The 25,370-nt window shown below is 35.6% G+C and carries 26 protein-coding genes and 1 pseudogene; 6 read left to right on the top strand and 21 right to left on the bottom strand.

Annotated elements, in window-relative coordinates:
- Positions 1–9 precede the first annotated feature (9 nt).
- From MKX37_RS05645 to MKX37_RS05625, 5 genes are all read right to left on the bottom strand, one after another.
- On the bottom strand, positions 10–918 hold the full coding sequence (locus MKX37_RS05645) for a DMT family transporter (protein WP_002125864.1): 909 nt from the start codon (positions 916–918) through the stop codon (positions 10–12).
- 96 nt (positions 919–1,014) lie between these two features.
- The gene (locus MKX37_RS05640; protein ID WP_078422495.1) at positions 1,015–2,280 is read right to left on the bottom strand and encodes a M48 family metallopeptidase; all 1,266 of its coding nucleotides are present in this window, start codon (positions 2,278–2,280) and stop codon (positions 1,015–1,017) included.
- A 219-nt stretch (positions 2,281–2,499) separates the two neighbouring features.
- Positions 2,500–2,799, bottom strand: a complete 300-nt coding sequence (locus MKX37_RS05635) for a hypothetical protein (RefSeq protein ID WP_001006056.1) — start codon at positions 2,797–2,799, stop codon at positions 2,500–2,502.
- 49 nt (positions 2,800–2,848) lie between these two features.
- Positions 2,849–3,094 carry a hypothetical protein gene (locus MKX37_RS05630; RefSeq protein ID WP_002125861.1) on the bottom strand — a complete coding sequence of 82 codons (246 nt, stop codon included), beginning with the start codon at positions 3,092–3,094 and terminating at the stop codon, positions 2,849–2,851.
- 10 nt (positions 3,095–3,104) lie between these two features.
- Entirely contained in the window at positions 3,105–3,953 is an 849-nt protein-coding gene (locus tag MKX37_RS05625; RefSeq protein ID WP_002125860.1) for a CPBP family intramembrane glutamic endopeptidase, read from the bottom strand.
- Positions 3,954–4,092: 139 nt separating this feature from the next.
- On the opposite strand from MKX37_RS05625, the gene MKX37_RS05620 reads away from it, so the two are divergent.
- Together MKX37_RS05620 and MKX37_RS05615 are read left to right on the top strand one after the other, a co-directional pair.
- Positions 4,093–4,794 carry a response regulator transcription factor gene (locus tag MKX37_RS05620; RefSeq protein ID WP_002011226.1) on the top strand — a complete coding sequence of 234 codons (702 nt, stop codon included), beginning with the start codon at positions 4,093–4,095 and terminating at the stop codon, positions 4,792–4,794.
- Between the two features lie 9 nt (positions 4,795–4,803).
- A complete protein-coding gene (locus MKX37_RS05615; protein WP_078422494.1) occupies positions 4,804–6,546 on the top strand; it encodes an ATP-binding response regulator in 1,743 nt (580 codons plus the stop codon).
- A gap of 153 nt (positions 6,547–6,699) precedes the next feature.
- Here the strand turns inward: MKX37_RS05615 and MKX37_RS05610 are convergent, their stop codons facing one another.
- Positions 6,700–7,602: an AraC family transcriptional regulator gene (locus tag MKX37_RS05610; protein ID WP_078422493.1), complete on the bottom strand. Its 903-nt coding sequence runs from the start codon at positions 7,600–7,602 to the stop codon at positions 6,700–6,702.
- Positions 7,603–7,738: 136 nt separating this feature from the next.
- Here MKX37_RS05610 and MKX37_RS05605 point away from each other — a divergent pair, with 136 nt between their 5' ends.
- Complete coding sequence (locus MKX37_RS05605; RefSeq protein ID WP_002168921.1) at positions 7,739–8,224, top strand: RNA polymerase sigma factor; 486 nt, start codon at positions 7,739–7,741, stop codon at positions 8,222–8,224.
- A gap of 5 nt (positions 8,225–8,229) precedes the next feature.
- A complete protein-coding gene (locus MKX37_RS05600) occupies positions 8,230–9,351 on the top strand; it encodes an anti-sigma factor (RefSeq protein WP_078422492.1) in 1,122 nt (373 codons plus the stop codon).
- Positions 9,352–9,418: 67 nt separating this feature from the next.
- Here the strand turns inward: MKX37_RS05600 and MKX37_RS05595 are convergent, their stop codons facing one another.
- The 14 genes and pseudogenes from MKX37_RS05595 to MKX37_RS05530 form a co-directional block, all read right to left on the bottom strand.
- Positions 9,419–10,030 (bottom strand): hypothetical protein, encoded by a 612-nt coding sequence (locus MKX37_RS05595; protein WP_003187863.1) that lies wholly within the window; start codon positions 10,028–10,030, stop codon positions 9,419–9,421.
- A gap of 483 nt (positions 10,031–10,513) precedes the next feature.
- Positions 10,514–11,491 (bottom strand): HD domain-containing protein, encoded by a 978-nt coding sequence (locus MKX37_RS05590; RefSeq protein ID WP_033730691.1) that lies wholly within the window; start codon positions 11,489–11,491, stop codon positions 10,514–10,516.
- 132 nt (positions 11,492–11,623) lie between these two features.
- A complete protein-coding gene (locus MKX37_RS05585; RefSeq protein ID WP_002188705.1) occupies positions 11,624–12,730 on the bottom strand; it encodes a metallophosphoesterase in 1,107 nt (368 codons plus the stop codon).
- Positions 12,731–12,818: 88 nt separating this feature from the next.
- Positions 12,819–13,001: pseudogene (locus MKX37_RS05580) on the bottom strand (PD-(D/E)XK nuclease family transposase); the annotation flags it as partial.
- A gap of 123 nt (positions 13,002–13,124) precedes the next feature.
- Positions 13,125–14,198 (bottom strand): sulfate/molybdate ABC transporter ATP-binding protein, encoded by a 1,074-nt coding sequence (locus tag MKX37_RS05575; RefSeq protein WP_002125843.1) that lies wholly within the window; start codon positions 14,196–14,198, stop codon positions 13,125–13,127.
- Between the two features lie 12 nt (positions 14,199–14,210).
- A complete protein-coding gene (gene cysW, locus MKX37_RS05570; protein ID WP_078422077.1) occupies positions 14,211–15,068 on the bottom strand; it encodes a sulfate ABC transporter permease subunit CysW in 858 nt (285 codons plus the stop codon).
- An 11-nt stretch (positions 15,069–15,079) separates the two neighbouring features.
- Entirely contained in the window at positions 15,080–15,907 is an 828-nt protein-coding gene (gene cysT, locus MKX37_RS05565; protein WP_078422076.1) for a sulfate ABC transporter permease subunit CysT, read from the bottom strand.
- 21 nt (positions 15,908–15,928) lie between these two features.
- Positions 15,929–16,984, bottom strand: coding sequence for a sulfate ABC transporter substrate-binding protein (locus MKX37_RS05560; protein ID WP_050000056.1), 1,056 nt, complete (start codon positions 16,982–16,984; stop codon positions 15,929–15,931).
- 233 nt (positions 16,985–17,217) lie between these two features.
- On the bottom strand, positions 17,218–18,243 hold the full coding sequence (locus MKX37_RS05555; RefSeq protein WP_078422075.1) for an S-layer homology domain-containing protein: 1,026 nt from the start codon (positions 18,241–18,243) through the stop codon (positions 17,218–17,220).
- A gap of 97 nt (positions 18,244–18,340) precedes the next feature.
- On the bottom strand, positions 18,341–18,592 hold the full coding sequence (locus MKX37_RS05550) for a hypothetical protein (protein WP_000435463.1): 252 nt from the start codon (positions 18,590–18,592) through the stop codon (positions 18,341–18,343).
- A 184-nt stretch (positions 18,593–18,776) separates the two neighbouring features.
- Positions 18,777–20,309, bottom strand: coding sequence for a fatty acid--CoA ligase family protein (locus MKX37_RS05545; RefSeq protein ID WP_003187845.1), 1,533 nt, complete (start codon positions 20,307–20,309; stop codon positions 18,777–18,779).
- A 177-nt stretch (positions 20,310–20,486) separates the two neighbouring features.
- Positions 20,487–20,912: a hypothetical protein gene (locus tag MKX37_RS05540; RefSeq protein ID WP_016119784.1), complete on the bottom strand. Its 426-nt coding sequence runs from the start codon at positions 20,910–20,912 to the stop codon at positions 20,487–20,489.
- Between the two features lie 146 nt (positions 20,913–21,058).
- Positions 21,059–22,048, bottom strand: coding sequence for a lipoate--protein ligase (locus MKX37_RS05535; protein WP_003187841.1), 990 nt, complete (start codon positions 22,046–22,048; stop codon positions 21,059–21,061).
- A gap of 9 nt (positions 22,049–22,057) precedes the next feature.
- The gene (locus tag MKX37_RS05530; protein WP_078422074.1) at positions 22,058–22,792 is read right to left on the bottom strand and encodes an MBL fold metallo-hydrolase; all 735 of its coding nucleotides are present in this window, start codon (positions 22,790–22,792) and stop codon (positions 22,058–22,060) included.
- Positions 22,793–22,995: 203 nt separating this feature from the next.
- Here MKX37_RS05530 and yhfH point away from each other — a divergent pair, with 203 nt between their 5' ends.
- Positions 22,996–23,124: a protein YhfH gene (gene yhfH, locus MKX37_RS05525; RefSeq protein ID WP_016119782.1), complete on the top strand. Its 129-nt coding sequence runs from the start codon at positions 22,996–22,998 to the stop codon at positions 23,122–23,124.
- A 39-nt stretch (positions 23,125–23,163) separates the two neighbouring features.
- On the opposite strand, the gene MKX37_RS05520 is transcribed toward yhfH, so the two are convergent.
- A complete protein-coding gene (locus tag MKX37_RS05520; RefSeq protein WP_002087115.1) occupies positions 23,164–24,177 on the bottom strand; it encodes a LacI family DNA-binding transcriptional regulator in 1,014 nt (337 codons plus the stop codon).
- A 194-nt stretch (positions 24,178–24,371) separates the two neighbouring features.
- Between MKX37_RS05520 and MKX37_RS05515 the strand changes: the two genes are divergently transcribed.
- Positions 24,372–25,313: a helix-turn-helix transcriptional regulator gene (locus MKX37_RS05515; RefSeq protein WP_002168933.1), complete on the top strand. Its 942-nt coding sequence runs from the start codon at positions 24,372–24,374 to the stop codon at positions 25,311–25,313.
- The last annotated feature ends 57 nt before the right edge of the window (positions 25,314–25,370 follow it).

The raw sequence follows: 25,370 nt of genomic DNA, 5'->3' as shown, positions 1-25,370 counted from the left end.
GGTAATTTTTCACACTTCATAATACGTATTTTCTTTTACCACCACTTTTTCATCCTTCGTTTTTCGAAAAGTAAACGCCATTCCTACAAATATAAGAATAATCCCTACAATTTGCATACTAGTCGGTCTAAAACCGGTAAAGACCGTATCTAACAAAATTGCAACCGCAGGATCTAAAAACACTAATACCGAAATTAATCTCGTCGATAAACCTCTTAAACTGTCAAAAAACAAGTAATATACAAATCCCGTATGTATAAGTCCTGTCGCTGTGATCATCATCCAGTTCATCTCTGTTAATCCTTGAAACTTCCCGAAGTCTACGAATGGTAGCAATAAAAATATACCCAAAAAAGTTTGTAAAAATGTCATCGCATATGCACTCGTATGCTTAATTCCTTTTCCGAGCAACGTTGTAAATGCATAAAATAAAGCTGCAAGAAGCGCCCACACCATTCCAGACGACATAAGTTTCTCAAGCGACATACTTCCATCTACCCCAGCTACTAAAACTGTACCGATGAAACATATGGTAATGGACAGAACCGCAAATGCTGTTAACCTCTCTTTAAATACAATACTACCAATCATTAATACGATGATCGGTGCAAGATGATATACAGAAATCGCAATTGTAATCGACATGACTTCAAACGCTTTAAATAAAAACACCCAGTTAAAAACGAGAAATACGCCACACGCTAATATTTGTACAATTTCTTTTTTATTCCATTTCTCATTTTTATATTGTCCTGTTGCAAACCAACATAGCGTTAAAAATAAAGTCGCACAAATACAACGAATAAATACTAATTCAAAAGATGGTAAACCCGTTTGGACAGAAAAAAATCCAATCGATCCGAAAATAGACATCGAAAGGATCATTTTTATAGCCGGCATTGATTTTGAATGAAACAAAATATTAACCTCCTAAATATTTAACTGAATATTCTACGTATTATACACTATAATTTTCCAAAACTCGAATCATCCACAATAAAAAGAAGCAGTACACTACTGCTTCTTCTCTTTTTCATATTGTTCAAATGTATGAATTCTTTCAAAAATTGGTGGATGTGTATATAAGAAAAACTTCACTAACGCAGGCGGATTCACTTGGCTTAAACTTGTTTTTGATAAGTATTGAAAAGTTTTCACACCTGAATTTCCATCTTTCGTCATATCTAAAGCGTATTGATCTGCCGCTCGTTCTTCTATACGAGAGACGTAGTTTGTTGCTGGTTGTGACGCAAAGGATAGTACAGAAGAAATTAAGAAAAATAAAGGTAAAATCGAGAAACATGCCATTTTGGAAATTTGCAGCGTATCTCCCCATTTTCGAATACACATATTTAAAATACGACTAATTAAATACATACCTATAAACGATATGAAAATATAACTCGCAACGCCCCAATATATATGTTTCATTACGTAATGTCCCATTTCATGGGCCATAATAAATAAAATCTCTTTATCTTTTAATTGCTGAAGTGTTGTATCCCACATTACAATACGAAGGTTTTTTCCAATTCCTGTTACATATGCATTTAACGCATTCGTTTTTTCCGACATATTTACTTCATATACATGTTCAGATGGAATATCAGCTTTATCTGCGATCGCTAAAATTTTCGTTTCTAATTCCTTATTTTTCAGCGTTGAAAAATCATTATAAAGTGGATCAATTACAACAGGTTGCACAAACGTTAAGAAAATCGTAAACGGAACAGAGAGCGCCCATCCTGCTAGCCACCATCTCTTCGGAAATTTACGGATGAGCCATAACAGAACCGAAACAATGAGTAACATAGTCGCATAGTTCACCCAAAAATCGATGACATGATCTTTTATCCAGCTTTGTGTGCTTTGCGTAGATATTCCGTAATCAACGGATACTTTACGCCCAATCCATTGCATCGGTAATGCAAGAACTGTTGTTAGTAGTGATAAATAAAAGAAATAAATCGCAACTTGTAAGACATTTATTTTGGTCGTTTCCTTCGACCATTTCTCAAACTTTTTTGAAATACCGAGCACAAGTACAAACAATAAAATAATCCATTCAAGAGGCGTCGCTAAAAAGAACAGTAAGTTTTTCACGCGCGAATAATCTTGGCTTAGCGTAAGCTCCCTCGCATTCATAAAAGTTTCTGGATCTGCACTCGTTCCTTTATACATGTCCGGAATGAGTTCATGATTCCATCCAAATAAATACCAATATATAAGTAACGCAAACCCAACGTACAAAAAAAACGACCACCCAATAACTTTCCTCACGCTATTCCCTCCTCTATGCTGCCTGTCTATTATTATTGTAAGTTCGTACATGCTAAATTAGAACAAGCTTATTATGAGAATTGCTCGAGAGCCTTCTACTTACATAAAAAAACTCTTCTACATAAGAAGAGTTTCACCTACCTTTAGACACTTTATTCGGTTCATGGGATAAGAAATGCACTGGCAAACCGCCTTTTAGATAAAATAAAGAGCCTCTCCTTAAGGAAGTACATCTATTAACAAACTAAAATCTTGCAAAGAAAAAGAACTATATTTCATAATACCTTGTACAGTTAGAAGTAAAATAAGACCCATCACACACATATAATTAATACTTTCTTCATGCTTTTTCTCAGCAACTACTCCGCCCGTTATGCATAAAATCCCTAATAAATGGAGCGCTAAATACATAAAAAAGTAAGCTTCCTCCCAGCGAAGAACAACATTTACTGTCGTAATCAATACTAAACTCAGTACAATCAAATAAAAAAACTTATTTGATGATATTGTTTCATTCATATAATTTTATACATCCCTTTCAAATTTCGAATTAATAATGATTTAGTTTTCATAAAATAAAAGTCCCCATCACTTTCTCAAACATTTTATGAGCCCTAACATAATTCACTTCATTTTTTACATACTGTCTGAAGATGCGCTTCATCATTTCTTCTATAATAAAGCTGACTATTATTAATGTCCCTAACACGATAAAAAGAAAAATAATATTTCCTGTATCATTATTGATGGAAAAGTACTTATATCTAATAGAAGTACAATAATCTATCATTTCCTTCAATATTTTCTCAAACATCTTCTCTACCTTACTTATCTCCTGCTATACTCGAAAAGCTCTTTTCCTTCTCCGCATATATAACAGGCACTTCTTTACTCCAATATTTGCGATTCACAAATAAAAAGATGAGCACTAAGTTTAATCCTGTCATAAAAATAATTAATCCTGGAAAGAATGTCGTATAGTTCGAAAAATCGGCAAAACTCATTATCTTTTCTCTACTTACTAAAAAAGAAGAACTAAGCACAAGCGCATTGTTTAACATATGAATAGCAATTGGCATGAGCAAGCTTTTCGTACGAATATATACGATTGATAGTACGATGCTAAACACAACTGCACCAAGGAAATCAACATGTAAGCAAGCAAATAAAAGTGCTACAACGACCATTGCTATACTAGTACCCCATTTTGCTGCAAAACGCTGCAGTAAAAACCCTCGAAAAACAAACTCTCCGACAATAGGCGCGATAAATACAACCCTAATAAATTGAAATACATATCCCCCAGTACTATCTATAATCGGTTCATGCAAGGCATTCATAATAAAATCTGGTGTAATCCATGCAAAGCTGTACATATATAAAATAAGATAGCCGTAACTAAACATACAAAGCATAATCGCGATGTACAAAACTTGCACTAGGTTAAATGTTTCGTTTCTATTAATAAATAATGAAAATGAAACACGATGCTTTCTATATCCGTAAAAAAGCCATATTATTGGAAGGATATAAAATATAAGCATATTTATAAAAGATGAATTCTGTATATGAAATGTATTTTCTAGCACTTCATTACTACTTTGTGCTATTAAAATTAGTAATGCAAATACAATTAAAAAATATCTAGCTCGCATCGTTTGAAACGGATTCACATTCATCTCCTCCCCATGTTACTTTTATCATATCATTTGAATCTTAATTTTTTGTGAAAGAAAACCTTAAAATTTCCTTAAAAATTCCATAAGTTACAAAAAGATGATATGATATTCGAGGAAATTAGGAGGGATTCATATGTATCACGCAAATATTCTACTCATTGATGATGAAACAGCAATTTTACAATTACTAACTACCATTCTTGAAAAAGAAGGTTTTTCTCATATTACAACTGCAACATCTGCGGAAATAGCCTTATCTCTCACCGAGCAAAACAATTACGATTTAATTATTTTAGATGTAATGCTTCCTGGACAATCCGGTTTTGACATTTGTCCAATCCTTCGCCAAAAAACGGATTGCCCTATCTTCTTCCTAACAGCAAAAACATCTGATGTAGATAAAATTTCCGGATTTTCATACGGTGCGGATGATTACATTACGAAACCATTTAATCCACTAGAAGTAGTCGCTCGTATGAAAGCTCAACTCCGAAGACATATGAAACAAAACATACAAGAACAAAGAATATACTCCTTTTCTTTTGGGAGATTTGAAATTGATCAACATTCTGCGGAACTAACAGTAGATGGAAACGTTGTCGAATGTTCCGCTCAACTCTTTCAACTACTACTATTCTTTTGTGAGAATCCGAACTACGTATTTTCGAAGGAAGAATTATATGAAAAAGTTTGGGGAGCACCTGCCTATAATGGAGATGATAATACTGTTATGGTTCACATTCGAAAACTACGTGAAAAAATTGAACAAGATCCAAGTAAACCAGAATACATAAAAACAGTTCGTGGACTTGGCTATAAGTTCATTACAAAGTAGGTTAAAGATATGAATTTTAATAAACGACTTATAATCCAGTTTATTTTACAACACGTTTTTGTCTTAGTTACGTTACTTATCGCAGTAATTGCTTCTTTTTCTTATTTAATTTTTCTTCTTAATAGTACTTTATATGAACCTAATATTTCTGATTATGATACCTTTACAATCTCCGAATATATTTCTTCTGAAGACAATAACATTACTTTAAAATCTAAGGTAAAAGATTTAATAACAGAAAAGAGTGATTGGCTTCAAATTGTAGATGAAGATGGAAAGGTCCTTTACAACTTTAATACGCCTAACGATGTTCCGACCTCTTACACAAAGACATCCTTACTTACGTATTTACAGAATAGTAACAACAATATTTATAAATTTAACTATTGGGAAATTAAATTAGAAAAGAAACCAGTGATCGTTATTTACGGTGCCAAACTAAAAAGTAATGCATTACTAAAAACGATACAACAAGGACACCCTTCTTTATCATTAAATGAATTTGCATTAACTGAACAAGAAAAACAATTACTTTCTAAAGAAAAAGCAACACTGCAAATATTTAATAACAATGGCGAAGAAGTTTTTTCCTATCCAACTGGGAAGAAAAAAACATTTTCGGCTATAAAAACGGCTCTTAATGAAAAAGAACCGTGGAATTATAAAGAAAATACATCTAGTTTTTACGATTCAAATAGCGGTCATCTCGTCGTTGTATCCGCTCCAAACGCTCATTATTATCCAGATGATGAATTAGATGATATATTTACCAAGAAACTTCTAATCGGATGCAGCTTAATCCTCCTTATTGTGTTTGCTTATTTAGTCATTCTTTCAATTTGGTATGGAAATAAGTTTGGAAAGCCTTTATTACACACGATGCGCTGGCTTAAAAACATAGCCGGAGGAAAATATGAAGAACCTGTTAGTAAAAAAGGCAAACCTGTTCGGTTTCGGCGCTCCGGTAAAGAAAAATGGTCGTTCCGCATATTTAAAGATGTTACAAACTCACTAGAGCACCTTTCTATTACTTTGAAAAAGAACGATGCAATGAGAAAAGTACTGCAACAAACACGTGAAGAGTGGATTACCGGCCTGACGCATGATCTAAAAACACCGCTTAGCTCTATATACGGCTATGCATTATTACTAGAATCGAAGCAATATAATTGGACGGATCAAGACATTCAACAATTTGGCCATGTAATGAAAGAAAAATCTCAATATATGACTACATTAATTGACGACTTAAGCTTAACATATCAATTAAAAAATGATACTCTGCCTGCGCAACACGTAAATGTTGAAATTAATCAGTTCGTCCGAAAAGTACTATTACAATTTATTAATAACCCGACACTACAAAATCAAAACATTGAATTCGTGCCAAGTTCAAGCAAAATCCAATATTTTATTGAAGAAAAATGGTTCCAACGTATTATCGAAAACTTACTCGCAAACGCTGTAAAACATAATAATGAAACGACAAACGTAATCGTAAAACTTTCGCAAAATGCAAATTCATTTACACTATCTATTTCAGATAATGGAAAAGGTATGGATGATAAAACGAAAGAACTTCTATTCGAGCGATATTACAGAGGAACGAATACAGAAGAAAGCAACATCGGAACTGGACTTGGTCTCGCCATTACAAAACAGCTCGTTCATGCCCATAACGGAACGATTTTCATTGATAGTGAAGTTGGAAAAGGAACGACGATTATACTTATGTTTCCATTTAGTTCGTAGGAAAAGGTGCTTTTATAAAGCACCTTTCTCTTTTCGGAACAGCGCGCTAGTAAATGAAATTATATCGACTTAACTATAAAATACAACAATAGTAGCAACCTATTAATAAAAGAAGACCGTCCAAAAATACCTTTTGAACGGTCTTTCTTTCTATTATTTCTTCTTCACCGGTATCCAAAGTTCAATTTGAGCCAACTCACTTTTGTCTGCATGGGAACGTTCATCGTATAGCTCAAACTCATTAACGCCGCAATGTTCGTATCCTGAATGCGGGAACCATTCTGAGAATACTGCATTCCACGTTTGGTGAATAGACGATACCATTTCTTCATGAGGAACTTTCGGCGTTGTAAATACTGCATATGTCGCCGCTGGGAATGTACGCTTTGCAACTGCATTTGGTACATTTTCAAAGTCTGTAACTTCCATTCCGATAATATAAGTGAAGTCCCCTGTTTCTAAATTAAAATCAGTACATAATCCAAGTTCTACCCATTGGCTCGTATCTTTACGATTCGGAATCGTCGTTCCAAGATCTTTTTGTAAATATTCTTGCCAAAATGCTGGAATGTCTTGGTGGTTTTTTCCTTCTTTACTTGTCGTCTTCAGCTCATAACCCGCCATTAAAAATTCTGGTTTATTTACAATACGATATTCCATTTGTATGCCCCCTAAATATGGATTTAATTTTCTTTGTTTTACATTCACTCTATAATACATTGGTGTTTCGATTTCTTGTTTTCGATATTCACTTGGTGTCATTTGAAATAATTTTTTAAAGGCTCTCGTGAACGTTTCGTGAGATTGAAAGCCATGCTCAAATGCGATATCAATAACTTTTTCATCCGTATGAGAAAGTTGATAAGCTGCCCGGGCTAACCTCCTCTTTCGAACATACTCCATTACTGTATCGCCTACTAACGCCTGGAATACACGATGAAAATGCGACTCAGAAAAACCTGCAACACGTGCTAAATTACGTAGCGTTTGTTTTTCCATTACATCTTCCTCAATATAATCAATTGACCTTTGAATTTGTGTTTCATAGCTTTCCATCTCTGTTCACCCGCCTTATATGTATTATGATAAAAGAGAATCCTATCCAATTCTTGACGTTTTTTACTATAATTCCATAAAAATTGTAACTTTTTTATATGTATTTCGTTGTTATGTATGAAGGGAGGGAAATGTAGTGAAACGCAAACAATCATTAGAAGAAATTTACTCCGAGCATATGCAAGATTTATTTCGCTATCTTCTCTCCCTAACCGGAGATTCTCATAGTGCTGAAGATCTCATGCAAGAAACATTTTACCGAATGCTCGTCCATATTGACTATTATAAAGGAGAAGAAATTAGGCCGTGGTTATTTACAATCGCCTACAACGCCTTTATCGATTGGTACCGAAAAGAAAAGAAGTATAAAACAACGCAAATTGAAGAATTCCATTTACCAAACGTGCCAAGTACAGAACACTCTTATTTCGTAAAACATGAGATTACTAGTTGGTTACAAAGTATATCCTCTCTTCCGCTCGAAAGACGAAATGTGTTACTACTACGAGATTACTACGGATTCTCTTATAAGGAAATAGCAGAAATGACTGGTCTCTCGTTAGCAAAAGTAAAAATTGAATTACACCGAGGACGAAAAGAAACGAAAAGCATAAAGGAGTGATACAGATGGGTTGTGCAGAGTTTAAAAAACTGTGGACGAAATACGAAAAAGGAACGCTCACACATGACGAACAAGAACAGTTAGAAAGTCATATAGAAACTTGTGCAGAATGTGAAGCTCATTTAGATGAATTGCTTGCGAAGAGTGAACCCGTAAAGAAAAAATTACCGCCAAAAGATCTTAAAGTTCCTTTTTGGAGAATTAAGTGGAAACATCGGTTACAAACGTTTGGTTTTATATTATCCATTTGCATCGTTATATATATAATCGGCGGGGTATTATCAGCCTTTTATTTTCAAGCTAATAATGATAAAAGGCTAGAAGAAATTAGAGAAGTTCCTTCGCTTTCACTTGAAGCAACTATCCCAAATAGCCGTGTTATGGGGGGCGGAACAAGTGTAGAAGCTTTTTTCCGTACGAACAGCAGCTTCGATTTAGTAAGAACCGTCGGTAAAAAAGAAATGCCACTCGGTACAGTAGAAACAAACAGCTTCTTATCATCTGTAGATGTCACGAAACAAACTTGGATGAATCCGTTCTATCAACCAAAACTCTTCTTTGTTCATCCCAAAACAAAGCAGGGTGATTATTTAAAGGATTCCTCAAAAAAAGTATGGGATACACTTGCAAAAGTACATGATGGAACAGTTGCAGAAGTAGCAATTTCTTTTGATAAAACTTACACTTTAAAAGAATTAGAACCGCTTTTATATAGCATATTCGAAGCACAAGAACTCCCTCCAACTCCTGTATGGTACGCTTTAGATACAGGACAAGAAAGAAAAAATGTAGATGACTATATCTTACATGGCGGAGAAGCTATAGGATTTCCAGAACATGTAAGATTTCTAGATAGTAACGCAGACAAGTACAAAACGCCAGAAGATCAAGTAATCGAAATGATGCACGTCCTTTCTATCCATAAAAAAACGGTAAGTAAAATAGCAGCACTTCCTGAGAAAGAACTAAACTTAGATAAACGTTATAAATATGTAAAAGATAACGGCGTAAAAGTATACGGCATTGTCATTACGGGGCCGTCGAAAGAATTATTAAAATTACAAAACTCCCCGCACGTACGTTATGCGACTCTTGGAGATATTGAGGTTTGGAATTGGTTTGATTAGTGAAAATGAAAAGGTTGTGCAGAAAATAGCAGCTATTTTCTACACAACCTTTTTAATAATTTAAAACCTATATTTCACTAACAGAATCCGTGAATAAAGCGTGGAATACGTTAACTTCCCCCATACGTAAACATTCCGTTTCTATATCAGGAATTGCAGTTCTAGCAACCTCTCGTTCTACTCTTACAAATCCTTTTGTATTCATTAGTTTCTCAAATTCACAAATGGTATCCATTTCTACATCGATTGTTTCAAAAGTCCATTCCCTTACATCTTCATCATATGTTGTTTTTAATACGTAGTAATAATAATATTTATCAAGTAAGCTAACAAAAACCCCTAAATCAAGGCGCTCGCCTCTTGATTTTCGTATCCAATCAATATCATCATTTAACATCGGTTCTTTTCCATTTAGTAACACATTATATTCTAGACAATTATATAGGTTTAAATCTGTATAGTCTGACACGTGATAATCACAAAATGTTGACTCGATTAAAGACAAAACTTCCTTTTGAGAGCTTTCGTTTTTTATAAAACTCTCTTTCAAGTCTACAAACTTTTTATGCTCTTTGGACTCCTCGTACAATCCTTCTTCTTTCACAATATTTTTCGGAAAGAATTTGTAAACTGTTTCTTTTAATTCATTCATCATTTCAGGTTTTGCCGTTTTAACCATTCTGTAAATCCTCCTATGCTAAAAAGAATTCTCACCGCAATAAAGAATCATACCCTAAATATGTTATTAATTAACAAATAAATTATATTAAAATAAGCAATATGATTCAATTCTGTTTTTTAAAATTTTTTCTGTTATAATGGCTGATTCCGAACATTAGGTTTATCATAATATGAAAATTACAACAAAAAACGACAAAAATCTTTAAATTACCTTAAAAAATATAACAATCCATATATAAAGAACGAAAGATTCTAAAGCGATTATTGAAAAATATATTATTTTGTCACATTAAAAATTAGTACTTTTTTCACAAATTATTTTTGATGGAAAACTTTATAAAATTTATTTTTTACTATAAAAGGTATTTCTCTGGTAAAATATTATAGTCTCGTAAAAATGTAACACATTTCCATACGAACAACCCTTTAAAGCGAAAAGGTGTCATCATAATTGATGACACCTTTTCCTATTACAAATAAACTAATTAGAAATCACTTTCACATACATCCCTCTTATCGCCTTTTCATAAGCGATATCGCTCATCTGTCTTATTTTTTCCGATACAACAGACGATCGAACAACTTCACCTTCACGAAGTAATGGAGGATCAATAAGACGCACTTTATTTTTCTGATGTAGATCATACTCATTTCTATTTTCTTTTACTTCTATACTTGGATGAACTTTTCTTAATAAAGCATCTACTTCTTGATCTTTACATAGCCGCAATTTCGTAATAAGCTCATGATCTTCAAGAAGAAAATCATCTGGATGGATTATCTTTTTATGAAGAGCTAATTTTAACGTTTTAGCTAACATATCGTTTCCATAAATATTCATTGGTTTCATAAAGAAATCAATTACTTCTTTGTAATACGTCTTCGTAAACCATTCTGCAATTTCAATATTTTGAAGAACCATTTTCCCATCTACTTCGATTAAATCATTTAAAAAGTCTTGAGCTTCTTCTAAAGAAATATATCCATATGTATACATATCTCTCAATGTGTAATCCACTCGGTCTGCACATAATTCTGGCGCAGATTTTTCAAGTAATGTCCACTTCGAATCATCTAACAAAATATCTTCATAGTTATAACCATGTTTTGAAAGAATCGCCGGGATTTCCGAGTTTTTCACGACAGAACTAAATATTTCTTCATGATAACTTTCATTTTCGTTATCAAAAACGTAATCGATCACATGGGAAAAAGCAGTATGCGATACATCATGTAGTAAGCCAGCAATCTGTTCTTCTACTGAACCACCAAGTTTTTTAATTAACAACATAGCACCAACTGAATGATCAAAACGTGTTACATTCCATTTCTCATTCATTAAGTAACTTGCTCCGGCCTGATGAACCCCTTTCAGCCTTTGCACAGGTTTACTTAAAATTAATTCTTCTAACACTTTATCTACTTTAAACTCACCGTATATGACATCTAATATGATCACTTAAAATCCCCCTTTTCAAGCAGAGTCTTCTTATAGTATCTCTTTTTCCAGAGAGTAAATAAAGAACCTCAATCGAATATTTTGTACCTTTAAATAAAAAATAGAGAGCACTCAGCTCTCTATTTCACAACCCTATTCAAATGTAACTTCAACCTGCACAATCTCAGATCTACTTCCCAGTCTAAGCGGTGGTCCCCAGAATCCAAATCCAGAAGAAACAATTGCGTGGAATGCACCTTTTTGTGCGTATCCCCAGTCTAGTTCGTACATTCTTCTCGTCACAATATGGTTCGGCGCCATTTGTCCGCGGTGCGTGTGACCGGATAATAATAAATCAACGCCGGCGTCCGCTGCTTGTTTTAATTCAAATGGTTGGTGATCCATTGCGATAACAGGAAGCGATTTATCTACCGTACTCATTAGATTTTCAAAGCTTTGACGATCTCGCTCTGTTTTATCCCTTCTTCCGACGAGATAAAAATCATCTTCAATTGTAATGACTTCATCTAAAAGAATACGAATATCAATCTTATCCATCTCTTGTAAAAACTCAGGAACAGCTCTGCCGTAATATTCATGATTTCCTAACACACCATATACGCCTAATGGAGCTTTCATCTGTTTCATGATTGGCCCCATATTTTTTTGAATGAACACACCTGGATGATCATCGATAATATCACCAGGCAGTAAAATAATATCGGGTTTCATTTCATTTACATGACGAACGAGTCTCTTTAAATGAGCAACTCCAGACAGTTTACCGAAATGCATATCAGAGGCCATCGCAATGCGTAAACTTTTACGCCCTCCTACTTTTTTCGGTATGTGCACTTCGTACTTTCTTACTACTGGACTATATGCGTTGAATACTCCATATGCAAAGATAAAGATGAATACGAGTAAAACGACCGTTCCTGTCCAAATAATTGCCGTCTCTTTCTCCACTGAAAACTGTAATAATAAGACGGCAATATCGGCTAACGGCAATAACATAAGCGCGTATTGTATAACCGCAAACCAAATTGAACCGACCGTTCGCAGGAAAGGAAGAAATTTAAACACTTGTACGAGAATGTACGCATATGAAATAAATCCGACTATGAAAGCGTAATATCCCCAAGATTCCCAGCCGAACACCGTACTGAGCCAAACCCATCCGTTCCAGCCGATGTAAAACATGAGTAGTGTGTATACAATTAAAATAGTGAATATATTGAGATAACGAAAATTTTTCACTGCTAGCCTCCTTATTGATTTCTTCTATTATAACTTGTTCTGTGCCTAGAACGTAAATAGTAAGCAAATCAAAGTTATTTTCCTCTTACTTGTGATCCTCATATTCTCTGTGCAAATGTGGATATTTTAGCTGTAACGATGTAATAGGTGATTCTAAAGATTCTTATAACATAGCATTTAAGAAAGTCGTAAGAATATCTTCGTTACCACTCGTACCAAATAACTGTTTAAAGGCAAAATCAATGCGCAAATTTACTAATTGTTTGGACATGGCATTCCTCTCCTTTTATATCTATAACCAGCTCTCGTCTACATTGTACATAAGAATAAGACATTCAAGTAAACAAAGAGATGCGGCCCCTATACATACTCATATAGGGACCGCACCTTATTATTAAATAACAAAATCCTCTGGAATAAACACTTTCACTTCTCTCGGATGTACGTATACAAACTCACCTGTTTGAATGCCTAGCTGTCTAAACTGTTCTTTACTAATTTCTGCTTCTAGATACTCATCTGTTCCGTCGCGCTTCAATTCTACATATACGACAGGGCCAACTGCATGTGAGTATGTTACTTTCGCCGGGATGGCATCTATACTTTGTTTCGTACGATCGATTGATAAGTGATGTGGTCTTACATATCCCACTCCGTCTACGTTTGAAACGTGCTTATGCTCTGGTGCTTCTAGTTCCACCGATCCTACATTTAGTTTACCTTTATGAACGCGGCCGTGAAATAAATTCACGTTTCCTAAAAAGTCATATACGAACGGACTTGCCGGTTTTTCATATACTTCTTCCGGTGTTCCCATTTGTTCAATGCGCCCTTCATTCATCACGACAATGCGGTCCGCAACGTCTAGCGCTTCTTCTTGGTCATGCGTTACGAATACGCTCGTAATTTGAAATTCGTCATGTAGTTTCCGGAGCCATCTTCGCAATTCTTTCCGTACTTTTGCATCAAGTGCACCAAACGGTTCATCTAGCAATAAAATTTTCGGTTCGACTGCAAGTGCCCGGGCTAGTGCGATACGTTGGCGTTGTCCGCCAGATAATTGCGCTGGATAACGTTTTGCGAAACCATCCATTTTTACTAGTTTCAATAGTTCTGTTACTTTTTCTTTTATTACTTCAGCTGAAGGTCGTAAGTTTTTCTTTCTTACTTTTAAACCGAAAGCGACATTTTCAAATACATTCATATGTTTAAAAAGTGCATAGTGCTGGAAGACGAAACCGACTTGCCGGTTTTTCACGTGAATATCAGTTAAATCTTCTCCATCAAATGAAATGGAGCCTCCATCCGCTTCTTCTAGTCCTGCAATAATTCGTAATAACGTCGTTTTCCCAGAACCTGATGGGCCTAATAAGGCAACAAGTTCTCCTTTTGGAATATCCAAATGAATGTCTGTCAGCGCTTGAAATGTACCATATTGTTTTGATACATTTTGAATTTGAATACTCACCGCACTCACTCCTTATTGTCGTTTTTCCATTCTCCATTCAATCCAGTTTTTTATAACGAGCGTAAAAACTGCGATGAGTGACATTAAAGTCGCCACAGCGAACGCTGCTGAAAATTGATATTCATTGTACAAAATTTCAATATGAAGCGGCATTGTATTTGTCATGCCGCGCACGTGACCAGACACAACGGAAACTGCTCCGAATTCACCAATGGCCCGGGCGTTACATAAAATCATGCCGTATAATAGACCCCATTTTATATTTGGCAATGTGACGCGCCAAAACATTTTCCAGCCGCTTGCGCCAAGTGATAGAGCTGCTTCTTCTTCACTTTTCCCTTGCGCCTGCATAACCGGGATTAATTCACGCGCAACGAATGGAAACGTAACAAAGATCGTCGCAATGATAATACCAGGGACAGAGAAGATGAGTTTTATCCCGTGTTCCAATAACCATCCACCAAAAGCAGCACGAGGTGTGAAAAGTAAAACGAATACTAATCCTGCGATAACTGGTGATACAGCAAACGGCAGTTCAATAAGAGATAATAATACTTGCTTTCCTTTAAACTGAAACTTCGTAATAAGCCAAGCTGCTGCTATTCCGAATATCGTATTCAGCGGTACAACAATTAATGCAACGAGAAGTGTTAACCTGATTGCCAAAAATGCTTCTTGATCTGTTACAGCGGCAATATATACATCAATTCCTCGTTCGAACGCTTTCATAAAAATTGTCACGAGCGGCAGTAATAGAAAGAGAGATAAAAATAAAATTGTTATCGTAATGAATAGAATTGGTACAAATTTAGATTCTTTTTTAACTGATACGCTTTTTACTATTTTCTTTTCTAATAATGTTGGTTCCATTTTCTCCCCTCCTATTCACTTTTCAGTTCATGCCTTCTGCTCCAAGTTTGAATCATATTAATAAATAGTAGGAAAAGGAGAGAAATAATAAGCATCACAGCCGCTACAGCTGTTGCGCCTGCATAATCATATTGTTCTAGTTTCGTCATAATCATAAGCGGTGCAATTTCTGTTTTCATCGGCATATTACCTGCAATGAACACGACAGATCCATATTCCCCTAACGCCCGAGCAAAGGCGAGTGAAAAACCAGCAAGTAGAGCCGGGAATATTTCTGGCAAAATAATTTTCACAAATATTTGAAAGCGTGATGCCCCTAAACTAGAAGCTGCTTCTTCTACTTCTTTATCAATACTTTGCAGCACTGGTTGCACCATTCGAACGACAAATGGTAAGCCAATAAACGTAAGCGCCACAATAATGCCGAGCTGGGTAAAAGCTACTTTTATATGAAACACACTAAATATTTTTCCAATAAAGCCATTTTCCCCATAAAGCGTCGTAAGTGTAATACCAGCTACAGCAGTCGGAAGAGCGAATGGTAAATCGATTAGTCCGTCTAATAACCGCTTCCCTGGAAATGTGTAGCGAACGAGTACCCAAGCAATTAATAAACCAAAAATGGCATTTACGATTGCCGCTGCAAGTGAAGTTGTGAAACTTACTTGATAGGAATGCAACACACGCTCACTCGTTATAACTTGTGCGAACTTCTTCCAGCCTAGCTGCGAAGTTTGAATAAATACGATAGAAAGTGGTATAAGTACGAATAAGCTCATATACAGCATTGTAAATCCAAGAGATAATCCAAACCCTGGTAAGACACGCTTCTTCCTCATATAACGTCACCTCATCCCCCCTTATTTTTTATACATTTGATCGAATACGCCGCCATCATTAAAATGCTTTTCTTGTGCTTTTTTCCATCCTCCAAATAGTTCATCAACTGTAAATAATTGAACTTTCGGAAATTGTGATGCGTACTTTTCTGCTACTTTTTCATTACGAGGGCGATAAAAGTTTTTCGCCGCAATTTCTTGCCCTTTTTCTGAATACAAATATTCAAGATATCCTTCTGCTACTTTTTTCGTTCCTTTTTTATCAACGACTTTGTCTACAACTGCTACTGGCGGCTCGGCAAGTATACTAATCGAAGGTGTTACAATTTCGAATTTATCTTTTCCAAGTTCTTTTTGTGATAATAACGCTTCATTTTCCCAAGCGATTAACACATCACCAATTCCTTTTTCAACGAAAGTCGTCGTTGCCCCGCGTGCTCCTGAATCTAGTACTTCTACGTTTTTATAAATTTGACCGACAAACTCTTTCGCTTTCTCTTCACTATTGTTATATTTCTTCAGTGCGTATCCCCACGCCCCTAAATAGTTCCACCGTGCTCCTCCAGATGTTTTTGGATTCGGTGTAATGACAGACACACCTTTTTTCGTCAAATCATCCCAATCTTTAATTCCTTTCGGGTTTCCTTTTCTCACAAGAAATACAATCGTTGATGTATACGGAGTAGAATTATCCGCAAGTCGCTTCTGCCAATCTTCTGCTAGTTGCTTCTTCTTACTAATCGCGTCAATATCATAAGCGAGCGCTAGTGTTACAACGTCTGCTTCTAAGCCGTCAATAACGGAGCGTGCCTGACTTCCAGATCCCCCGTGTGATTGCTTTACATTTACTGTTTGACCATGCTTCTCTTTCCAATACTTCGCAAAGTCTTTATTGAAATCTTGATATAACTCACGCGTTGGATCATATGAAACATTTAAAAGTTCGACTGTCTTCTTATCTGCACTTCCTTCAGAATTGTTAGTGGATGTTGCCGAACCACACCCTGACAAAAGGACAAATGCTGATAATAAAACACCTGTACTTTTCATTAATGCTGTCTTACTCCACTGTTTCATATATAAAGCCCCCTTAGTTTGTACAATAGAAAAAGGCACACAATCTATTCACAAAAGTGAACGTTGTGCGCCTTCAGTTTCTCTGATGAGCTTCTATTGTATTCTGTTTGATTTCTTTCCATTTTAATTCCGTAATTCACATGTGTCAACTTGGAATTTAGAATTATTATATAAAAAACTTCATACAAGCTAAAAATCAGCGGGAATGGAATCCCGCTGATTTTAGTTTCGATTTATTTCTTTAACTTATCTGTCTTCGCAATAAATTGAGCTGCTTCGGCGCGGCTTACCGCTTTATCTGGAGCCCAACCATTATCTGTTCCAACTGAAATATTTTCTTGGATTAAAATGTTTGCATACTTCGTACCCCAATGATCTTTTAAATCAGCAAATTCTTTTGGTAGTTTAATATTTTCATTTCTTTCTAATTTATATGCATTCACAAGCATAGAAGCCATTGACGCACGGTTAATTAGCCCGCTCGGATTAAAGTTACCCTTATCGTCACCTTTTACAATGCCAGCTTTTTCAACTGCTGCGATGTATGGTGTAGCCCAATGATTTTGCGCGTCAGAGAATGATGGCTTCTCATCTTTATTAATTTCTAATCCTAAAACAGTAGCTAATATTTTTGCTGCTGAACCACGATCGATATTTTCAGCTGGTGCAAATGTACCATCTGGCTTACCGTGTACTGCCTCTTTGTCTACTAAATATTGAACTGACTCTTGTGCCCAAGTTGGTACATCTGAGAACTTAGATTTCTGTTCAATTGCACTCGCATCGATTTCAAACTGCACTTGATATTTATGATCATATTTAATTGCTGGAATTAATATATGCATTTGCATATTATATTTTTTCGAGAACTCATCGATTTCAAATTGAACAACCTTCGTACCATTATTTGTTTTATCTTCAGAGATCACTTTCACATCATGGAATGTCCCTACTTTATTAGTATCTTCTACTCTAAGGTACTGGAAATAGCTACTATCTTGAATTGTTAACGTAACGATTTTTTTGTCACCTTGAATTGTTACTTTTGCATTTTTTAAATACGTAGAAGCAACAGATGTTTCATTCGTTTGATCTTTATAAGTTTTTAAAATAACGTCATATGTACCATCTGCAAGTTTGCTATTTGCTTTCATTTCAACCGCTGCATCTGCTTTCGCAATAGGTACCATGATACCGCTAAATGGAACTGCTAAAGTTGCTGCTATAACGAATGCATTAATATATTTTTTCTTAATCATTATCAATATGACATCTCCCTTTATATGAATATACCCAACATAACTATCATATTGATAATGATTATCAATGTCAAATAAAAAATTAAACGAATAATACCTATTTATTACACAAATATGCTTTCCGATCATTTTTAAACAATAAATAATGAGCAGTATGCACTTTTCTCTCTAAATAATCTAATGAATACGTACCCGATGGATCCACTAAATCCCCAATCGCCCCTGAAAGGTGATCAATTACCTTTTGCAATGTTTCTAAGTTCTTCTTTTCACTCTCCATATTCATTTCATCCATAATGTCACAAATAAGATATTGTACTTTCCGTAAGCGTAATTCCTTCTGCTCCACGTATATCTCCTCCTTATTAGCAATATTACGTTTTAAATATATGGGCTTATAGCTTAACCAATTCTAAAAAATAACGTGAAACTTTAATGAGTAAGAATTTTGTCCATCCAAACTAATCCAGCTTTTTGGGACAAAAAGATATCCATCTCTAAACATGTAGTCATAGAGATGGATATCTTTATTTTTACACTTGCAATGCCTTCTCTCTCAGAGCTCTTCGTAACAACTTACCAGTTGTATTCTTCGGCAATTCTGTTAAAAACTCAATGCTCATTGGCACTTTATATTTCGCTAAATGTAACGTGCAGTAATGCATAAGCTCTTCTTCTGTTACGCTCGTTTGTTTCAGAACGACGTAAGCTCGCACTGCTTCTCCTAAGTTTTCATCAGGAACACCGATTACGACAACTTCAGCTACCGAATCGTGAGTGTATAATACTTCCTCCACTTCACGAGGATATACGTTATAACCACCAACTAAAACAATATCTTTTTTGCGATCGACGATATAGAAGTAACCTTCTTCATCCATTTTCGCTAAGTCTCCTGTATATAGCCAGCCATCTTTAATTGTCGCCGCAGTATCTTCTGGCGCATTATAGTAACCCTTCATAACGTTAGGTCCGCGAACAATTAACTCCCCAACTGCACCAACAGGTACTTCTTCCCCAAGTTCGTTCACAATTTTATTTTCTACGTGCCAAATATTTGTACCAATCGAACCTGGTTTACGAGGACGATCTAATGGATTAAAACAAGTAACTGGTGATGCTTCTGATAAACCGTATCCTTCTGAAACGATAACGTCAAAACGTTTTTCAAAGTTTTGCAGAAGGGCAACAGGCATTGACGCACCACCTGAAATACAAAGGCGAAGCGTCTTCACATCTTCTGCGCTTGCTTCTTCGAATAAATATAAATAATTGTACATTGTCGGTACACCAGCAAAAATCGTTGGTTCGTACGTGCGACAAATACGGAATACTTCTTTCGGACTAAATTTCGGTAACATTAAAATAGTCGCCCCGTTCACAATCGGCGCATTGACCGCCACTGTTAAGCAAAATACATGGAACATCGGCAGTGCCGCAACGACGCGATCGTCCGCAGTATATTGTAAATACGACGCCACATCGCTTGCATTACTATATAAATTTTTATGTGTTAACATAGCGCCTTTTGGCTTTCCAGTTGTACCTGAAGTGTATAAAATAACAGCTACATCTTCTTCATCTAGTTCAGGACCTTCGTAAGTTACATCTCCAGTTCCTACAAAACTAGTAAACGTTTTCATTTTTTCAGTTTCTGTATGGTTAAAATCTGATGAGGTTTCGCATATGATGATATTTTCAAGTGAAGGAAGTCTTGTTGTAAGAGATTGTATAACAGGTAGAAGGACGTCGAGTACGATGATTGTTTTTACATCTCCATTTTGTAATATGTAATGTATTTCGTCTGCTGTATAAATTGGATTAATCGGAATGACAGTTGCTCCGGCTTTCATCGTTCCGTATAAACCTACTAAAAAATGTGGTGAATTGCCTACAGCTAATGCGACATTGTCCCCTTTTCCAACGCCCATTTTTGCTAAATTACTAGAAAACCTAGTGACCACTTTGTTTAATTGGTCATAAGAGACCGACTGATCCATAAATATGTACGCCGGTTTATCCCCCTTCTTTTTTGCCGTTTCAGCCAAAGATTGAACGAGATTCACACAAACCCCACCTTTATAAAATTTAGAATATTTAAAAATTCTAAATTAATTATATTAAAAGAAAATTAAAGTAGCAAGTGATATTCTATTAATCGAATATACATCGACCACTTTCTTCCAGAACACTTTAGTACGATACGAGAATTATATGTGAAAGAAACAGGTACAAACATATAGTTAAACTATAGCTAAAATCATTGTAGGATAATATGCACTCATCTTTCCCCTAAGTTTTTCAACTTCCTCTTTATTTAAAGCCGTATACTCTCCATACAAATTGAGAGCGTCCGCTCCATTTTCATGCAAGTAGACTGTAACATATAGTGTCGGTAATCCTTTATTGTCTTCATCTATCGACAAGACAACATCTGGCGTTTTATTAACGCTACTAAACGTTTCATTTCTTTTCCATTTCTTATTTTGAAACATAGTTTGTATATCATCTATCTTTCGTTTTTTATCTGTATGCGTATAATATATGGCATTATCCTTCGCTGGCTTTCCAATAAATAAAAGTGTACGACTAGAGGAAGTTTCATCGTTACAAGCTGTCATCCCTATAACGAAGCTGATCAATAATATAAAGTGTATTATCCTTTTCATTTCGATCATCCTCCTTTAATTATATATACTTCCTTTATAATAAAAGAATGTCCTGCTAGTAGATGTTTTTAGCGACGCTTTTAACGGTAAATGAATTCATAATAAAAAAAGCCATCCCAAAAGATATTTCGGGATGGCTTCTTCTTTTAGAAGAATAAATGTAAGAAATCTTCTGTTGTAATATTACCGAAATAGCGTACGATATCTACGCCTTCTAAAGCTACAGTGAATGCATCTTTATCAAATTGTACACCTGTTAGACGCTCTTCAATGTCATGCACATCTAGTGAGCCGAAGAAGTCACCGTAAATTTTACATTCTGTTACTGTTCCTTTTTTCACTTCAAGACGAACGTCAACTTGTCCAACTGGGAAGCGGTGTGAATGTTGTAAGTTGAACTTCGGAGATTTTCCGTAGTTCCAATCCCAATTTTGGTAGCGCTCTTCAGAAAGTTTATGGATTTCTTTCCAATCATTTTCTGTTAATTCGTACGTTGGAATTTCTGTTTCTCCTTCGAAAATTGTTTCTAGAAGAAGTTGTCTAAACTCTTCTGTCGTCATTTTTTCGTTTAAGAACTCTGTAATATTCGCAACGCGGCTACGGATTGATTTAATTCCTTTTGATTGAATCTTATCCATTTTTACTTTTAACGCTGATACGACGTGATCGATTTCAGAGTCAAATAGTAACGTACCGTGACTAAACATACGACCTTTCGTTGAGAACTGCGCGTTACCTGAAATTTTTCTACCTTCAGCTAAAATGTCGTTACGACCACTTAGTTCTGCATTTACGCCTAGTTTACTAAGAGCTTTCGTTACAGGCTCTGTGAATTTTTTAAAGTTGCTGAAACTATCTCCATCATCTTTCGTAATAAAGCTGAAGTTTAAGTTTCCTAAATCATGATATACTGCGCCTCCGCCTGATAGACGACGAACAACATGAATTCCTTGTTCTTTTACGTAATCTGCATTAATTTCTTCTACTGTGTTTTGGTTTTTACCAATGATAATTGAAGGTTCGTTAATGTAGAACAATAAATATGTTTCGTTAATATCTAAATTCTTCACACAATATTCTTCAATCGCTAAGTTTATTCTAGGATCTGTAATCCCTTTATTATCAATAAATAACATCATATCACCTCATGAGTTCCATACGTAGCCACTATGCGCTAGCGTAATATGGCCACTGAAAATTTGTTTTGCTTCTGTTACTAAATCAGATGGATTGCCTGTATGCGGTAAGTGCGTTAATAAAAGTTCTTTTACATTTGCAGTTTTCGCAATACTTGCTACTTCTGTACTATTCATATGCCCTGCTTTTGCAGCCTCTTGATGTGCATACATATTACATTCACAAATGAAAAGATCAGCATCTTTCGTGAACGGAATAAATTCAGGAATATAACTTGAATCTGCACTGTATACAACAACATCATCGCCAGCTGTAATACGCATCGCAAAGCATGTAACAGGATGAACAGTTTTTAAAAATGAAATGGAGAACGGTCCAATTTGAAGTGTTTCTTCTGGATTGTACGCGATTCCTTTCGTATGCGGTGCATGCGTTAAAGAATGGAATCCATTCTCGTCAAACGTATGACCGTATATTGGTAGTTCCGGTAGTTGCCCCTTCGCCCCGCTCATAATTAATCTTGCATATTGCAGCACCCCAATGTCTGCAACATGATCATGATGATAGTGCGACAATACAACTGCATCTATATGAGATGGTGTTATATATTTTTGAATCTGTGCTAGTACACCACTACCACAGTCTACAAGTAAACGAAAACCATCGTGTTCAAACAAATACCCCGACGTTGCTTCTCCCGCTTCTGGAAAGCCGCCCCAAAAGCCGACAACAGTCATTTTCATATGTATCCATCCTTTCTAAAACCGAGTAGGAATGCTGGTTTTCTCCGTACTTGAGAAAGTTTTTTACTTACATCCTACATTGTTAACTATAATCCATTTCCTAAACTTTTTCATTAATTTTCAACTTTGTTATAAAACAGTTGTTGACTTTTATTTTTTGTACTAATACAATGATAGTAAGAAATGGAAATGGAGGGATTGACATGATTGATCAACCAATGGAGTTTTTCCGAAATTTACCGACGAAAACTTGTGCACACTGCGGGAAGGAAATTGATGAGCAACACGAAGCATACCATAACAAATGCGACGATTGCGTTCACGAAGATTAGTAGTTTGTGAACATAAAAAAACCTAGCAGACATAGTCTACTAGGCTAATAACATCGTATCCTTCATCGTTGAACCTTTCACCAAGAGCTCCAGTTCAAACTCATACAATTCTTTTTGTCGATAATTTTTCGTATGGATTTTATCCATCATTAAGTCAACAACTTTTCGGGCCATTTCGTCGATTGGCTGTTCAATTGTCGTAATACCTGGCTCTGTAATCTGCGCTAAAATTTGATTATCAAAACCGATCACAGCGAGATCTTCTGGAATACTCCAACCATGGCGTTTCGCCTCTGAGATAATTCCAGCTGCAACCTCGTCGCCTCCTGCCAAAATCGCGGTAGGATTTTTTTTGTCCTTTAATACTTCATTGAATATTCGTTTTCCATCATCCCAAGAGAAAGCGTTTTCAAGAAAATCGATCGCTTCCACTTCTCTACTCTTTTCAGTAATAGCGCGTAAAAAGCCCATTTTTCGCTGTTGGCTCACTACTTTCGTTTCGTTACCACGGCAAAATATCAGATTACGATATCCTTGTTCTAATACATGATTGGCAGCTATGTATGCACCCTGTGCATGATCGAACTTCACTGTTGGAACATTTGCTTCCTCAATATATTCATTACATAACACGATTGGACCGTGTTGCAAGTATGGCTCCACATTCTCCCATGGATTTTCTAGTGAACATAGAATAATCCCATCTACTTGTTTCGTAGATAATAATTGTAAATACTCCATCTCTTTTTCCGGTAAATATCTTGTTTGACAAATAATCAGTTTATATTTATGTTCAGAAGCAGCAATCTCGATTGCTTCAATAAATCTACTAAAAAAAGGATTTGTAATCCTTGGAACAAGCACCGCAATTGTTTCTGTTTTTTGTTTACGAAGCCTTCTCGCCGCAGAATTAGGAACGAAGCCTAAATGCTTCATTGCTAATTGAACCCTTTTCTTCTTCTCATCTGAAACATATGGATGATTATTGATCACCCTAGAAACCGTTGTCCTTGATAACCCCGCTAATTTCGCCACGTCCTCGATAGTCGACACGAAATTTCCCCCTTTGCATGAAAACGTTTTCTTATCCTGATTATATAGTATATTATTGGAAACTGCAATATAGGTTCTTATGATTTTACTATATTAATATTATACATAGGAAAAAGTCTGTTAATGGCAGGGAATTACATACTACTTTTAGAAGTTCACAATAAGAATATTTATAAAATAAAGGATGATATTTCATGAATCGGACGGATCGTTTATTAGCTATATTAATTGAATTACAAAGAAAACAAACCGTTACAGCACAAAGCTTAGCTGAAAAATTTGAGACAAGTATACGCACTATTTATCGAGATATGGACGCACTCAGCGAATCCGGCGTTCCCATTTTTTCAATGCCTGGTCACGGCTATTCATTAATGGATGGTTATTTCTTGCCACCCATTCAGCTTACGCCGGAAGAGGCTGTTACTCTTTTATTAGGCGGTGATTATATCGAGAAAACTTTCACTTCTTCTTTTTCTGTACATGCGCAATCGGCAAAAGAGAAACTTGAGGTTGTCCTCTCTACTGATCAAAAAAAGAAAGTTGAAGAGCTGCGAGGAACTTTCCGTTTCCTTTCTCCTATATTTTCGCATCAGCAACCCGAGCGAGAACAACTAGAAAACCAACTTTTCTTATTGCAAGAATCTATTCAAAAAGAACAAGCTATCTCTTTTTCTTATCGTAAACCAAGAGAAACTACAAAAATAAAACGGACCGTTCATCCTTACGGTTTAGTCAATATTTCAGGAATTTGGTACATCGTTGCTCATTGCTTACTTCGAAAACAAATACGTAATTTTCGTTTAGACCGTATGGATACATTACAGCAAGAACAAGAATTCTTTACAAAACCGAAAGACTTTTCTTTACAAGACTATCAACCTGAAAACAATCGAACTGTTACGATCCATTTATTATTCCCATCCCATATTGCACATAAAATTGTTGAGTCACGATACTTTTTTATAGATTCATACGAGCATAAAGATAATGGTTTTCATGTCTTTTTGAAATCAAGAAGTATAGATGAAGTATTTCAATGGGTATTAAGCTGGGGGAGCCAAGTGCAAGTACTAGAGCCAAAAATTCTTTCTGAGAAAATATATGATGAAGTAAAAAAAATGTTAAAACTTTAATTTTTTATTTTACTACTGACATAATGTTGTCAGCATCCCTCCTTTATTGTAGGTATT

Source organism: Bacillus sp. FSL R5-0709 (genome assembly GCF_038004785.1).
In the GTDB taxonomy this organism is placed as follows: domain Bacteria; phylum Bacillota; class Bacilli; order Bacillales; family Bacillaceae_G; genus Bacillus_A; species Bacillus_A mycoides.
This window is presented reverse-complemented; position numbering and strand designations above follow the sequence as displayed.